We start from the raw sequence: 14,703 nt of genomic DNA on the forward strand, positions 1-14,703 counted from the left end.
TATGCTTACCGTTACAGGATTAAACAAATCATTCGGTGAAAATGAAATTTTAAAAAAGATAGATATGAAGATTGAAAAAGGGAAAGTCATCGCTATACTTGGGCCTTCAGGTTCTGGGAAAACAACGCTGCTCCGCTGCCTGAACGCGCTGGAGATCCCCAATCGCGGGGAACTTGCATTTGAAGATTTCTCTATCGATTTCTCCAAAAAGGTGAAACAGGCGGATATCCTTCGGCTTCGCCGGAAATCCGGAATGGTGTTTCAGGCGTATCACCTGTTCCCGCACCGCACAGCTCTTGAGAACGTGATGGAGGGCCCTGTTCAGGTGCAAAAACGGAACAAAGAGGAAGTCAGAAAAGAAGCGATTCAGCTACTTGATAAAGTCGGATTGAAGGACAAAATGGATTTATATCCGTTCCAGCTTTCCGGAGGACAGCAGCAGCGCGTCGGCATCGCCCGCGCTCTGGCGATTCAGCCTGAGCTCATGCTGTTTGACGAACCGACCTCAGCGCTTGACCCCGAACTTGTCGGAGAGGTGCTGAAGGTGATCAAGGATTTGGCCAATGAAGGGTGGACCATGGCTGTCGTGACCCACGAAATCAAGTTCGCCCAGGATGTGGCCGACGAAGTCGTCTTCATCGACGGCGGCGTCATCGTGGAACAGGGACCGCCGGAGCAAATCTTCTCCGCACCAAAAGAAGAACGGACGCAGCGGTTCTTGAACCGGATTTTGAACCCGTTGTAAAAAGAAAAACAGGGCGTCAGCGCCCTGTTTCAGATTGTTGACAAAATCCTAAAACGATTTTCGTTTTAGGATTTTGTCATTTTCAGCGTGATTGAAAACCTTTGAAGTCTAGGAAGGGCGAGCATTGGAGCACAGCGAATTTTAAATTCGTGAGCACCGAAGCGCAGGCCTGACAACGAATGCAAGGGTTTGCCAACACGCTGAAACAGGGCGCCTGCGGCGGCCCTGTTTTTTTGTTGATCCCCATTCGCCTATTCCGCCCTTTTGTCAGATGTGCTACAATGACACTCGACTGATTTTTACGAAAGAAGGGACCTCACGTGAAGCGAGAACTTGTGCTGCGCTGGACATTTTATTTTGCCGGTTTGATCATTTTGGCTTTTGGTATATCCTTGACGATAAAAGGAAAAGCACTCGGCATAAGTCCATGGGATGCATTTCATTACGGCCTGTTTCAACACTTCGGGCTTACCGTCGGCCAGTGGTCCATCATTATTGGAGCGCTCATCGTCGGATTAACGTCATTGTTTACGAGGGTTTGGCCAAAAATTGGCGCAATCCTGAACATGGTGCTCATTGGTGTTTTTATAGATTTTTTCAATTTTCTCCTGCCTGCCCCCTCCACTTATACGGGCTCCGTCATTGTCTTCTCTCTCGGCGTTTTGCTGATCGGCTACGGCGTCGGTGTTTATGTATCAGCAGGCCTTGGCGCGGGGCCGCGTGATTCACTGATGATGCTGATTACAGAAAAAACCGGCTGGAATGTGCAATGGGTGCGGAACGGCATGGAAATAACAATCTTGTTTGCGGCTTGGGGCATGGGCGGCCCGATCGGAGTAGGTACTATTTTGACCGCTATCCTCACCGGTATCATTTTGCGCTTTTCATTGCCGCAGTCAATTCAGCTTCTGAATTATGCTGTGGCAAGGCGGACAGCCGCTGTTAAAGCATCTCCGCCTCTGCATTAATCTTTAAACGGACCAGTTCAATGGCCCGTTTTTTTGTTTTCACTCATGTTTTGCAGGCTTGTCTCATAGATTGATACTATCTCTGATGAAAGAGAAATACTAGAGACGGAAGGTATCATGATGGAAGCTCTCCAACACTTTGCAAGACGCTCCTTCAGCATATTGCTCTTTTTCTTTTTACTGTACTGTTTTATTCTGCTTGAACCTAATAAGCTGTCTTTTTCTATTCCGGTTTCACTGCTGAATGTGAATACCATTTTCCTGAGTATTTTGCTAGAATCCATTCCATTTATCATGCTCGGCATCTTTTTTTCTTCTTGCATTGAATTCTTTGCCTCAGATGAATGGATGACCAAATGGATCGTCAAAAACCCGTATGGCGCTATAGGGTCCGCTGTCGTCATCAGTATTCTTTCCCCTGTATGTGAGTGTGCTGTCATTCCGGTGGTGCGCCGGCTCATTCAAAAAGGGCTTCCGCTTCACGTCGGCGCTGTTATCTTAGTTGGAGCCCCTATATTAAATCCGATTGTCATCCTCTCCACCTACTATGCCTTCAGCAAGCATTTGGAAATTGTGTACGCGAGGATTGGGCTCGCCGTCGTCATTTGTATCATCATCGGGCTCATGATGTATTGGATATTCGGAAACAAGAACATGCTAAAAACCCATAAAACAGCAGCCTTGCCGGAACACAGTCATCAGCAGCAAGGAAAACGCTTGAAACCTATCGTCACCCATGCTGTTGAAGAGTTTTTCGATATGGGCCGCTATTTGATCATGGGCGCATTTATCGCCAGTCTGTTTCAAACGTTTTTAAACCGCGGATCTCTCGCTGAGCTGGGGACAAGCGATCTGTCTGGTTCCGCTGTCATGATGGGATTGGCATTTGTCCTGTCACTTTGCTCACATGCGGATGCGTTTGTCGCATCTACTTTTTCAGGCACCTATTCTCACGCTTCCCTCCTCTCCTTCATGCTGTACGGCCCGATGTTAGATTTAAAAAATACGTTTGTGTATGCTTCATTTTTCAAAAAACGCTTTGTGCTTGTATTTTTTGTTGTCATTTCAGCTTCAGTTCTTGCAATAGCCTGGCTTTATGGTTTGATTACCTCATAAAGGATGAGTAAGATGAGACAAAATAAACCGTATTCTTTTGATGCTGTTGTGCGTGGGCTTCTATTAATCGGCTTTGCTTTAATGGCATTTAAACTTTATCTGACAGGACATATTTTGCATTTCATTTCTCCGCGTATGCTTTGGTTTACGAAGTTCTTTATTGTAGCTGCTTTTGCGCTTGGCATACTGTCATTGATCTGGAGAAAACAAGATAGTCCGCACGTGTGCTGCGCATGTGCAAGCAGTCAAACACATTCTCCGTCTCACCCATGGCTGTACAGCTTTTTTCTGATCCCTATCATGACCGGTTTCCTTTTTCCTAACCATGTGCTGACAAAGGAAGTCGCACAGAACAGAATCTTCTCAGCAAACAGTGCCAAGAGCCCGGAAGAGATGAAATCTGATGCTCAAACGCAATCCACTGATGAAGCAGGGACGGCTGCGGTACTGCCAAGCGGGTATGAAAAAGAACTGGCGCGGGAGCTGGAGGGGAAGAATGTCATTCCGATTTCAGATAAGTATTATGTTCCAATCGTCAATCTATTGCTGGAGAATGCAGAAGCGTATGCAGGAAAAGAGATCAGCATGAAAGGATTTGTCTATTATGATGAACAGCTGAATCACTATATCGTTGGACGTTACGGGATATCCTGCTGCATTGCGGATGCCGCGGTTTACGGACTGCCGGCTTCTTTCTCAGAAAATAAAGAGATAAAGGAAGGCGACTGGGTTCAGATCACTGGAAGGCTTGATCTATTCCATAAAAACGGCGAACAGCTTCCCATCGTTTCTGTCACACAAGCGGAAACGATCGATACGCCCAAAAACCCCTATGTATATGAGATCATCGAGGATCTTACTCCGAAGTAAAACAAAATATGATAGGATAGTTTTGACAATCTTTTGCAGACGGAGGATCTAGAATGAAGATTTACGGAATTTATATGGACCGCCCGCTTTCACAGGAAGAGACTGAACGGTTCATGTCATTCGTATCACCTGAAAAACGGGAGAAATGCCGGAGATTTTATCATAAAGAAGATGCTCACCGCACCCTGCTGGGAGATGTGCTCGTTCGCTCAGTCATCAGCGGACAGTATCAGCTGGACAAATCCGGTATCCGCTTCAGCGCGCAGGAATATGGGAAGCCCTGCATCCCTGATCTTCCTGACGCCCATTTCAACATTTCGCACTCCGGCCGCTGGATCATTTGCGCGTTTGATTCACAGCCGATCGGCATCGATATTGAAAAAACGAAACCGATCAGCCTCGACATCGCCAAACGTTTCTTTTCAAAAACGGAGTACAGCGATCTTTCAGCCAAAAATAAAGACGAGCAGACAGACTATTTTTATCATCTATGGTCAATGAAAGAAAGCTTTATTAAACAGGAAGGCAAAGGCTTATCGCTTCCGCTTGATTCCTTCTCGGTGCGCCTGCATCAGGATGGACGGGTATCCATTGAGCTTCCGGACAGCCATTCACCATGCTATATCAAAACCTATGAGGTGGATCCCGGCTACAAAATGGCCGTATGCGCCGCGCACTGTGATTTCCCTGAGGATATCACAATGGTCTCGTACGAAGCGCTTTTATAGATGGCTCATCAGCAGCTTGACGCCGCGTTCAATTTCTTCCGTTTTGACATTGGAAATATTGATTTTTAATAGATTTTCTTTTGGATAATCTGATAAATAATGACGATCTATCGCCTCAAGGAGAACCCCTTGTTGTTTCAGCCTTTGCATCACCCTTGAGGCCGGCAGATCGGGAGGAAGCACCAGATGGGTATGCATGCAGGGCGCCTGCCCGCTGGAAAACGCAAAGCGTCCGCTTCCCAGCTGTCTGTGCGTTTGAATGGCTTGATGAAGCCTCATTGATCGTTCCTTATAGGATTCTCGGATTTTGTCTTTATGCCGGCTGAACATTCCGCTTTTGATATAAATTTCTAACGCTGCTTGAGAAATCACAGAGCTGTCGATGTCGTTCAGCTTTTTATACGTGTGAAACGTGTTAGTCAGCGCATCCGGCAAAACAGCGGCCCCTACGCGAAGGCCTGGAAACATCATTTTTGAGAAACTTTTTAGATAGATGACACGCGAGGACAGATCATATGCGTACAGCGGATCTGCCTTTTTGTTTTCCTCCAGATCACCGAGATAATCATCCTCAACGAGATAGACATCATACGTTTCCGCCAGTCTTACAAGCTCTTGTTTATCACGCTCTGACAAAGAGCAGCCAAGCGGGTTATGGAAGCGCGGCATCGTATAAAACAATTTGATCGATTCTGTCTGAAACAGCCGCTCAATCTCGGTGATATCAAGCCCCTCTTCCGTTCGTTTCACACCGATGGCGGGTATCCCAAGCGCCTCAAGCTGTTCAACCATCAAATGATAGCCAGGCTGTTCAATGGCAATCTTCTCTTTCCCATTTGGAAATGGCATGGCGCAAAGCAGGGATAATGCCTGCTGGACACCTGATGTAATGAAAATGTGCCGTTCGTCCGCAAATACCTGCTGATTGGCCAACAGTTTTTGGAGTACACGAATAAGCGACGGAAGCCCCTTTGGCGTCCCATAAATAAACAAATCGTTTTTGTATGTATCAATCGCTTTGTTGATACAGTGCTGAAAATCAAGATACGGAAACACATCGGGGTCCGGCGCAGATGTGGCAAAGTCGATGGGCCCCGGCTTTCCGCTTTTTAATGTGCCCGTCTTTTTCACAATATAATAGCCGCTTTTCGGAACGGAGTAGATGAGATGGCGCTTTTCGAGCTCCTGAAGTGCGCGGATCACTGTGCTGTTGCTGACTTGATAGCGGGCGGACAGCTGTCGGATGGACGGAAGCCTGTCTCCTTCTTGATAGGCGCTGCTTTGCATCATCTCCTCTATCCTCGTCAATAGAGTCATATATTTCTCCATGCATTCTCCCCCTGTTTTTGTACCGGTACAGTTCATTGTTTTTCTCATTGTACCCTTCTGCTCACAGCCATACAATAAAAGGAGCGACCGGCGCTGCAAATCAGGTAAAGGAGCACCTTCCATTATGTTTAAAAATCAGCAAACCTCCGCTTATATGGCGGCTATCTTATATTCGTTCATTATCGGTTTATCCTTTTTATTCGTAAAAATCGCACTGCAAACAGCCGAACCGTTTGATATTCTCGCGCACCGGTTCACCATTGCGTTTGCCGCGGCCACTGTACCCGTCTTATTCGGCTGGGTAAAGCTATCAATCCGTGTAAAAGACGTCATTGCCATTTTGCCGCTCGCCCTGCTGTACCCGGCGTTGTTTTTCAGCTTTCAGGCATTCGGCCTTGTGCACTCGTCCTCCTCTGAAGCGGGAATTATTCAGGCAGCCATTCCGATTTTCACAATGGTCTTAGCCAGTTATCTATTAAAAGAACGCTCCACGTGGATGCAGAAGGGTTTCACGGTTTTATCCGTTGCCGGCGTTATGTTTATTTTTGTGATGAAAGGCGTCGATGTGGAATCAGCGAGCTTAAAAGGATCTTTGCTGATCCTTTTGTCAGCTTTGTCCTCCGCGATGTATAATACCGCCGCCAGAAAAATGACGCAGCGGTTCAAGCTGACCGAGCTCACCTACATCATGTCAGCCATCGGCTTTGTCGTCTTCAACGCCATCGCCCTTGTTCGCCACGGCGCGGCTGGAACTGTCAGCACTTATTTTCAGCCATTCCAGGAGCCCGGCTTTGTTCTCGCCATTGTGTATTTGGGCGTGCTGTCTTCACTCGTCACTTCGTTTCTGTCCAACTATACACTTTCGAGGATTGAGGCGTTTAAAATGAGCGCTTTTAGTCATGTGTCCACCATCGTGACGATGATTGCGGGCGTGGTGATTCTAAACGAAACTCTTGCCTGGTATCATCTTGTTGGAGCCGTTTGTATTATGATTGGCGTGGTGGGGAGCAATACGAATCTGCAGAAAAAGACAAATCACCATAGGGCCCCTGCAAAAAAATGAGAAATTATGCTAGACTGAAAGGAAAAACATGGTTTGAGGTGTAAGTGTACTGTATGATTCAATATGCTAGTGAAAGTATTAATCTTCCAGGAGAAATTACTTTTAAAGACGTAAGAGAAATCTTTTTTTATCAACTCGGAAAAATCTCATTCTTTTACTTTCTGTTGTTTTGCGCCATTTTTGCTGCAGTTCATTTCATTAACGGATGGCCCCGTATTGTTTATGGCAGCGAAGCGCTTAACTTGTTTGTGAATAGTATTTTGATTATCGTGATGTCAGTTCTGTTTACACTACTGCTCCTCCTTCTTCTATATGTAAAGTTTTCTAGAGCATACAAGAAGAACGAACGGATTAAATCCAAAAGAACGTATACCCTCAATCAAGAAGGAATCCGTATATGTTCTAAAAAGTATGACCTCATTTTTCATTGGAATGAAATCACGGCTGTTTTCGAATATAAGAATATCTTCCGGATCAATACATCCAGCAGCCAATATATTGCGATACCAAAACATTTTTTTCATTCCAAAGAGGAGCTGAACAGATTCCGAGGAATTATCCTTAATCATACCGAAACAAAAAAAGTAAAATTCAAAAAGGATCAGCGCTGATAGTGCTGATCCCTTTATATTGATTGATGCGTTTCTTTTGCCTTCTGTTTATCTAAAAACGGCATCAGCTCTATTCCAGCCGATACACCTACAAACACGATGCACACAACAACAATCAGCAGATAATCATGGGCCATGTCAAAAAACACCCCGCCCGCATACACGCTGAGAGCCCCGGCGATCTGATGAATAAAGAAATTGATGCCTAACAGCGAGCCGATCAATCCTGCTTGATAGCTTTCTGAAATAGACGCCGCGGTCAGCGGGATTACACCTGTGTAACTGAGCCCGAATAACAGGATAAAACTGAAGTACCAAAGTTCGCTGTGATGGATTCCGAGAATGGGAATGAGCAAACAAATCAGACTGAGCAGCCGAATGAAAAATAAGATGGATAACATCATGCTTCTGCTGCCGAGGAGATCTGACAGCCAGCCCGCCAGTAATCCGCCAATGATAATAAACGCCCCGAACGCGGCCATCATTCCGTTGACATGAGAGACATGCGCATCCTTCAGCATCGGAACGAGATGAGCATCAATGATTCCCATTGTAAATCCGCATGTAAACACGCCGAAGTACAGGACATGAATGAGACGGGACTGCTTTACCACGTCCCAAAATCCCCGCCAGTCATAAGATTTTTTCACTGACGGCGCTTGCACATGTGGCGGGTGCTTCATCCCGAAGGCAAGGAGCGGCAGCAGAACAGCAGCCATGACGATGCCCAATATCGTATAGGTGTTTTGCCAGCCGGCATGATACGGAGCCGCGGCCCAAATGGGCGAGAGCAGCAGCAGGCCCGCTGAGTTGGCATTGGTCAAAATAGCGAGCGCCAGGCTTGTGTGTGTCAAACCAGCGACTGATGAAATACTGGGTCGTCACGCCAACCGCACACGAATAGCCGATTCCGCCGAGCACTCCGTAAATGGCAGAAAACACATGAACATTCGGTGAATACGGAAGCACCAAAAAACTTACGCTGACGCAAACAGCTCCTAGCGCCATAATTTTTCTGACGCTGAACCGGTCAATAAAAAAACCGACAAAAAACTGAACGATGCCCGTTGTAATCATAAAAATGCTGACTGAAACCGAGATCAGCGACCTGTCGGCATGGAAGGTATCCGCCATTGGCAGCATAAAAAATTGAAAGGAATTTCTGAATGAGTTCATTCCGATGGCGAAAACAAACGTAAACAGCAATACAAACCATTTCATCTTGGGAGACGCGTGCATGCTTCGACCTTCCTTTGTTTGAGTATTGCGCCTATTATATCATGTAAAAATTGACATTACATGCAAAAAAAGCGGAACAGCCAGCGCTGTCCGCTTTTGATCATGATTGAATGATCGGATGCTGATTCAAGATCGCAAAAATCCGTTCTGCCACTTCTTCCGTATGTGACAGCAGAAACATGTGCCCGCCGCCAAATTCATGGAATGTGATGTCTTTCGCCCACTTCTTCCAGCCTTCCGCATCCCTAATGCATTTTTCATCATCAAGCCCGTTAAAGACATGAACAGGTGATTGGATTGGGGCGACATCGTGAAGCTCAAATTGCTCAAGAGCCCGGTAATCTGATCTGAAGGAAGGCAGAAAAAAGGACATGACTTCCTTGTTTTCAACGAGCTCCGCGGGCATCCCGCCTAATTTGATAATATGATCGAGAAATTGATCATCAGGCAGATGCGACACTTTCTTCCGCTGAATATGCGGCGGCTGTATCGCAGAAATGATCACCGCCTGAGGAAAGATGCCTTCACGCTCCAGCTTTTGCGCTAGCCTGAAGGTGATCATTCCGCCCATACTGTGTCCGAACAGCACAAACGGCCGATCAGGACGAAGGTTTAATTCTTGCTTGTACAAATCGGTCAGCTTTTCGAGATCCTCAACGGCTGACGTTTGATTCGTGCCGTGTCCCGGCGGCTCGGCAGCGAGCATCTCACACTCCCCTTGCAAAAAAGCATGGAGAGGGCGAAATGATGCCGAGTAGCCGCCGGCAAACGGAAAACAGATGAGCTGCGTTTTTTCCGACGCATCAAATGATTTGAAGAGCTGGCTCATTGGCCGTCTCCTCCTTTCACACTTCATTTAAGAAACCGTTATGGTTTGTGTATTAAGAAATTCGAGCAAAATTCCGGCATTCCTGTCTAGCGTTTCCCCCTGCAGCATTTCAGCGTGTGTTCCAAAACCTCTTTTCACACGGTAAGCACCTGTTGTGGCCTCTTCCCACGATGCAAGCCATTCCGGCATGTCAAAATCAACGCCGGAAGTCAGCAGATCAATATCCGCTTTCACCTGTCCTGTGCTGATCAGGTTCACGTAGTACGAGTAAAAAGCGTGTGTTTTTTGCTTGAGGCCTTGTTTGACGGCTTCGCTGTTGAGCGCTTCATTGTCCCGGTTGACATTCATCAGGACTTCGACATCACTTTCAACCGTGCGCCCGTCCAGATCGCTGACACCTTGTTTTTTATAGGAATCCACCATGATGATCCGCTGAACTATACGGCCTTGTTCCTCAAGCCTTTTGGCAGCTTCAAACGCCAGGCTGCACCCCGCTGAATACCCGAACAGTGTCAAAGGCCCTTCCGGCTGAAGCTTCTGGATCAAATCCGCATAGCGGTCAAGCCGGTTTTCCTCCTCAATGAAATCAAAGGCGCACAGTTTATATGACGGCAGGCGGCTGGCCAGGTTTTGGTACATGAGGCCATAGCCCAATACCGGCGGGAATGCGAAAATGATCTGATCTTCCTGATCGGGATTCATGACCGTTACATCCTGCAATCCATCTGAGCCCCCGTTTTTCAAATATGCTGAGATGCCGGCGATCGTCGGTGCATCAAACAAAAGCTTCACCGGTAGATCAATCCCGAGCTCTTTCTTAATGCGGGAAGCGGCGGTCATTGCCTTTAAGGAGTGCCCGCCGAGCGCAAAGAAATCGTCATGAATGCCGATCTGCTGTCTGCTGAGAACTTCAGACCAGATTTGCGCGATCGTTTCTTCCGTCTCGTCTCGGGGCCCGATCCATTCTTCCGCCAGCTGATCCTGATCCGGTTTTGGCAGCAGCCGTTTATTGACCTTTCCATTTGTTGTTAAAGGAAGCTCGTCCAAGAACGTAAAGGTTTGCGGCACCATGTAAGCAGGAAGCTGTTTTTTCAGATTCGCCTTTACGTCCCTAACTGAAAGCTGCGTTCGGTTCACGAGGTAAGCGTTGATTGACGCATCGCCAGACTCATGGCGGTCCGCCACAACGACCGCATCTTTCACACCCGGGTATTCCTGCAGGTGTTTTTCGATTTCTTCAAGTTCAATCCGGTGTCCGCGTATTTTGATCTGGTCGTCAATACGGCCGGCGTATTCAATCGTTCCATCCGGCAGCCAGCGTGCTAAGTCCCCTGTGCGGTAAAGTGTTTCTCCCGGCTTAAACGGGTTCGTGATAAACTTTTGCTTCGTCAGGTCATGACGGTTTAGATACCCTTTTGATACGCCCATTCCGCTGATGCACAGTTCACCAACCGCTCCGAATGGCTGGAGCTGATTTTGCTCATTGAGAATATAAACACTGGCATTGCTGATCGGCTTTCCGATCGGCAATGAGGAAATGGAATCCGGTATATCATGTACAACGTGAGCTGTCGCAAATACCGTGCCCTCAGTAGGCCCGTAGCAGTTAATCAGCTTGCCCGGCCCCATGATCCGCAGCGCTTTTCTGACGTGAGGCACTGACGCCCGCTCCCCGCCGAATAACACGCAGCGAAGCCCCTTCATCCAATCCTCTCCCGCATCGGTGAGTAGGTTAAATAGTGCGGTTGTCGCAAACATGACATTGACATTCTCTTGATGAATCAGATTGGTTAGACGTTCTGTATCAAGCAGCGTTTGTTCATCTGCGATCATCAGCCGTGCCGCATTCAGTATTGAAGCGTAGAAATCAAAGGTAAATGCGTCAAAGGCGTAATTCGAAACAGATAAGAACGTATCTTTTTCAGAAAATGCCATGTAGTCTACATGCTTGATCAATCCTTGAATATTGGCATGAGTGGTGATATTGCCCTTCGGCTTTCCAGTTGTGCCGGACGTGTACATGATATATGCCGGGTCATCGGGTTCAATCGCGATTGCAGGGTCGCTTGCCTGTTCCTCAAACCGAGTTTGATCGTCGATGAAGAGCGTTGTTCCTGTATACGGCAGCTGAGCCGCTTTTTCTTTCATCTCCTGATGTGTCAGCAGGCAGGCTGCCGCGCTGTCAGTCAGCATATACGAAATTCGGTCCTCCGGCAGCTTCGGATCAACCGGCAGATAAGCCGCTCCCGCTTTTAATACGCCGAGAATGCCGATCACCAGTTCAAGCGAACGCTTCGTATACAACGCTACAACGGAGCCTTTGCCCGCGCCTTGCTTTTGCAAACGGCGTGCAAGGCGGTTCGCTTCCTCATCTAATTCGCGATAGGACAGCGTCTGGCCGGAATACGTAAGCGCCGGTGCATCCGGATTGACGTTCACCGCTTCCTTGAACCAATCCGTCAGAGGCTTTGCATCATGAGTTTGAGCCGGCGGGTTTAAGCCGGTTAGTAAAAACGCTCTCTCCTTTTCGTCAACAAGGCTGATCGTGCTGACTGGCTGATCCGGCTTCTCGATCAGCTGCTGAATCGCGGTGAGAAGCTGAGATTTCAAGCGCAGGATAAACGCCTCATCAAACACATTCTCATTATAGGCAAGCTTTATCAGCATCTCATCCCCCGGAGAAGCCATCAGATTGAGATCATAATTCGACTTCTCAAAAACATGTACATCCTCCATCTCAAAGCCGTTTTCACTGTTTTCTTCATTTTTCGCATCCTGAAGCGGATAATTTTCAAAGACAATGATGTGGTCAATCAGTTTTGGCTGATCGGCCTGAGTTTGGATGTCATAAAGCGGCACATATTGATGCGGCTCGGACTGAAGCGATTGCTCCTGCAGCTGCTTGAGCAAACCGTTAAATGTGAGATCCTCAGACAATTTCACACGTCTCGGGACAACGTTGATAAACAGCCCGACCATATGTTCAACGCCTTTGATTTCCGCGGGGCGCCCGGAAACGACTGTGCCGAAGGTCAAATCGCCAGACTGCTGATAGCGGCTGATCAACACGCTCCAAACTGCCTGCAACGCCGTACTTAAAGTGGTATGCTGCGATTTCGCAAGCTCGGCAAAGGCCTTTGTTTCCGCCTCCGGCAGCGAGAAGAGCAGTTCTTTCGGCTCGTATTCGCCCCCTTGTTTCTTTCTTTGCTCCGCAAACGTCGTCTGCCCTTCAAAGTCCTCTAAGTACTCGCGCCAATAACGGAGTGACGCTTGTTTATCCTGTTTTTCGAGCCACTTGACATAGTCCTTATACGGTTTGACAGGCGACAGATTGTACGGCTTTTGTTCGCGCAGGGCATTGTATACCTTAAATAGGTCCTGCACGACGATGCCGAAGCACCAGCCGTCCAAAATGATGTGGTGGTAGGTCCACACCCATTCAAAGCTTTCTTCAGCTTTTTTGAAAATGGCTGCCCGCATGGGGATATCCCGGGTCAAATCAAAGCCCTTGATCTTATCCTGTTCTTTGTATTCATTGATTTTTGCTGTTTGCTCGCTGTCCGTTAAGTGCGTCAGGTCGATTTCTTCTATATGAAACTGGCGTTTTTTCAATACGACTTGGACAGGTCTTTTTACTTTTTCGTGAATGAACACGGTACGAAATACATCGTACCGGCCCATGATCACATTCATGCTTTCTTCAAGGCATTTGATATTCAAGCTGCCTTTCACTTTCATCGTAATTTGTTCAAGGTAAAAGCTCTGGCCGGGATTCAGGATGGTATGAAACAGCATCCCTTCCTGCATCGGCGATAGGTAATACATATCTTGAACCTGATCCTTGCTAAATTGACTCATATGCTTCGCTCCCGCCTCCTGTAATTCCCTTGCGTCTTATTTTAAATTCTCCTCAAGCATGTCAAAGATATCGCCCATTTCGTCCATTTCAAGATCATCGGCGCTGAAGTCGCTTGGCGTGAACTCCTTGTCCTCTTTTTCCGTGCAATGGCGGATCAGCATCAGGAGGTTTTCTTTAAACCGTTCCATTTGCTCCTCGACTGTAGCTCTTTCAAACTCCTTCTCATTGTAGGAGCAGGAAAGCACAAACCGGCCGTTTCTGATCATGCCGCTGAAGCTTAAAGCGTACAGCGCTTCTGATTCTTCGCTTACCTGACGCCCCATATCGAAAACGGACGGCTCAAAAAAGTCGGTTTTTACATCACTGTCGAATTGGCCTAAATAGTTAAAGCTGATCTCTGGCGTAAAGCCCTTGGTTTCCGCTGTTTCTGTGACATAACGGAGAATGCCGTAGCCAACACCTTTGTCCGGAATGCGGCGCAGGTTTTCTTTGACTGATTTGATCACGGCTGAGGCGTCTGCTTCAGATATGTCGAGCACAACAGGATATTGTGCGGTAAACCAGCCGACCGTCCTGGAGATATTCACATTCGGGATGATGTCCTCCCGTCCGTGTCCCTCCAGGTTTATGCCGATTTTGGCATCTTCTGTCCATTCTTTCATCGTTAAACCGAGCGCGCTGAGAAGAATATCATTGATTTCGGTTCCATATGGCTGATGAACATCTGTTAAGAGATGTTTGGTGTCTTCTTCCGTTAATTCACAGAGGACGGATGAGGTATGTTTGACAATCCGCCGCTCTGTTTCGTAGTCCTTCGGCACAGGAGAAACTTGTTCAGCGTCCATTTGCGCCCAGTAATCAGCCTGTTGTAAAAGATCTGCTGATTGGCTGAATGCCGCCAGTTCTTCCGCCCAGTCCTTGAAGGAGTTTGTTTTTTGCGGGAAGACAATGTTCTCTTCTTTCTCAGCCTGCACGTAGCCTGAAGCAAAATCTTCAAGTAAAATCCGCCATGATACGCCGTCGACCACGAGATGGTGTACAGCGATGAGCAGGTGATCGCCAGCTTCCGTACGGTATTGCTCGGCTTTCAGAAGCGGTCCGTTTTGCAGATCGAGACTGCTTTGCAGCCTGTCCGCGAGAATCTTGATCTGGCTTTTCAGCATCTCTTCATCAGTGCCGTACAAATCAACGATCTCGAAGCTGACCTTGCTTTCACTGATCGGTTTATATGCTTGAATGATGTCCCCGTTTTCCTCACGATAGACCATGCGGAGCGCGTCATGATGTTCGATCAGCGCCTGCAGCGTTTTCTCCACCCGTTCAGGGTCAAAGCCCTTCGCGGCGTA

Annotated in this window: 11 protein-coding genes and 1 pseudogene; 7 read left to right on the forward strand and 5 right to left on the reverse strand. The window is 47.5% G+C overall.

The annotated features are described in order from the left end of the window. Position 1 precedes the first annotated feature (1 nt). From tcyC to V6D44_RS18000, 5 genes are all read left to right on the forward strand, one after another. Entirely contained in the window at positions 2 to 745 is a 744-nt protein-coding gene (tcyC, locus tag V6D44_RS17980) for a cystine ABC transporter ATP-binding protein TcyC (RefSeq protein WP_087993057.1), read from the forward strand. 320 nt (positions 746 to 1,065) lie between these two features. Beyond that, positions 1,066 to 1,713 carry a YczE/YyaS/YitT family protein gene (locus tag V6D44_RS17985; RefSeq protein WP_202328858.1) on the forward strand — a complete coding sequence of 216 codons (648 nt, stop codon included), beginning with the start codon at positions 1,066 to 1,068 and terminating at the stop codon, positions 1,711 to 1,713. Positions 1,714 to 1,833: 120 nt separating this feature from the next. Beyond that, complete coding sequence (locus V6D44_RS17990; RefSeq protein WP_087993059.1) at positions 1,834 to 2,829, forward strand: permease; 996 nt, start codon at positions 1,834 to 1,836, stop codon at positions 2,827 to 2,829. A 12-nt stretch (positions 2,830 to 2,841) separates the two neighbouring features. Beyond that, complete coding sequence (locus tag V6D44_RS17995; RefSeq protein ID WP_087993060.1) at positions 2,842 to 3,699, forward strand: TIGR03943 family putative permease subunit; 858 nt, start codon at positions 2,842 to 2,844, stop codon at positions 3,697 to 3,699. A 53-nt stretch (positions 3,700 to 3,752) separates the two neighbouring features. Next, positions 3,753 to 4,427: a 4'-phosphopantetheinyl transferase gene (locus V6D44_RS18000; RefSeq protein ID WP_202328856.1), complete on the forward strand. Its 675-nt coding sequence runs from the start codon at positions 3,753 to 3,755 to the stop codon at positions 4,425 to 4,427. Here V6D44_RS18000 and V6D44_RS18005 read toward each other — a convergent pair. Next, entirely contained in the window at positions 4,422 to 5,756 is a 1,335-nt protein-coding gene (locus tag V6D44_RS18005) for an aminotransferase-like domain-containing protein (protein WP_202328848.1), read from the reverse strand. The two genes, V6D44_RS18000 and V6D44_RS18005, sit on opposite strands and share 6 nt — an antisense overlap. 124 nt (positions 5,757 to 5,880) lie before the next feature. On the opposite strand from V6D44_RS18005, the gene V6D44_RS18010 reads away from it, so the two are divergent. Both V6D44_RS18010 and V6D44_RS18015 read left to right on the forward strand, forming a co-directional pair. Beyond that, positions 5,881 to 6,819 carry a DMT family transporter gene (locus V6D44_RS18010; protein ID WP_202328846.1) on the forward strand — a complete coding sequence of 313 codons (939 nt, stop codon included), beginning with the start codon at positions 5,881 to 5,883 and terminating at the stop codon, positions 6,817 to 6,819. Between the two features lie 53 nt (positions 6,820 to 6,872). Beyond that, a complete protein-coding gene (locus V6D44_RS18015) occupies positions 6,873 to 7,430 on the forward strand; it encodes a YcxB family protein (protein ID WP_333516782.1) in 558 nt (185 codons plus the stop codon). Between the two features lie 14 nt (positions 7,431 to 7,444). On the opposite strand, the pseudogene V6D44_RS18020 reads toward V6D44_RS18015, so the two are convergent. The 4 genes and pseudogenes from V6D44_RS18020 to V6D44_RS18035 form a co-directional block, all read right to left on the reverse strand. Then, positions 7,445 to 8,669, reverse strand: a pseudogene (locus V6D44_RS18020) (MFS transporter). A gap of 100 nt (positions 8,670 to 8,769) precedes the next feature. Continuing rightward, the gene (gene srfAD, locus V6D44_RS18025) at positions 8,770 to 9,498 is read right to left on the reverse strand and encodes a surfactin biosynthesis thioesterase SrfAD (RefSeq protein WP_087993067.1); all 729 of its coding nucleotides are present in this window, start codon (positions 9,496 to 9,498) and stop codon (positions 8,770 to 8,772) included. Positions 9,499 to 9,525: 27 nt separating this feature from the next. Further along, positions 9,526 to 13,356, reverse strand: a complete 3,831-nt coding sequence (gene srfAC, locus V6D44_RS18030) for a surfactin non-ribosomal peptide synthetase SrfAC (RefSeq protein ID WP_087993068.1) — start codon at positions 13,354 to 13,356, stop codon at positions 9,526 to 9,528. 36 nt (positions 13,357 to 13,392) lie between these two features. Next, positions 13,393 to 14,703: condensation domain-containing protein (locus V6D44_RS18035; RefSeq protein WP_333516783.1), on the reverse strand; the 1,311-nt coding region annotated here is incomplete at its 5' end.

The sequence above is a fragment of the Bacillus sp. 0209A genome (genome assembly GCF_036765095.1).
GTDB lineage: Bacteria > Bacillota > Bacilli > Bacillales > Bacillaceae > Bacillus > Bacillus subtilis_G.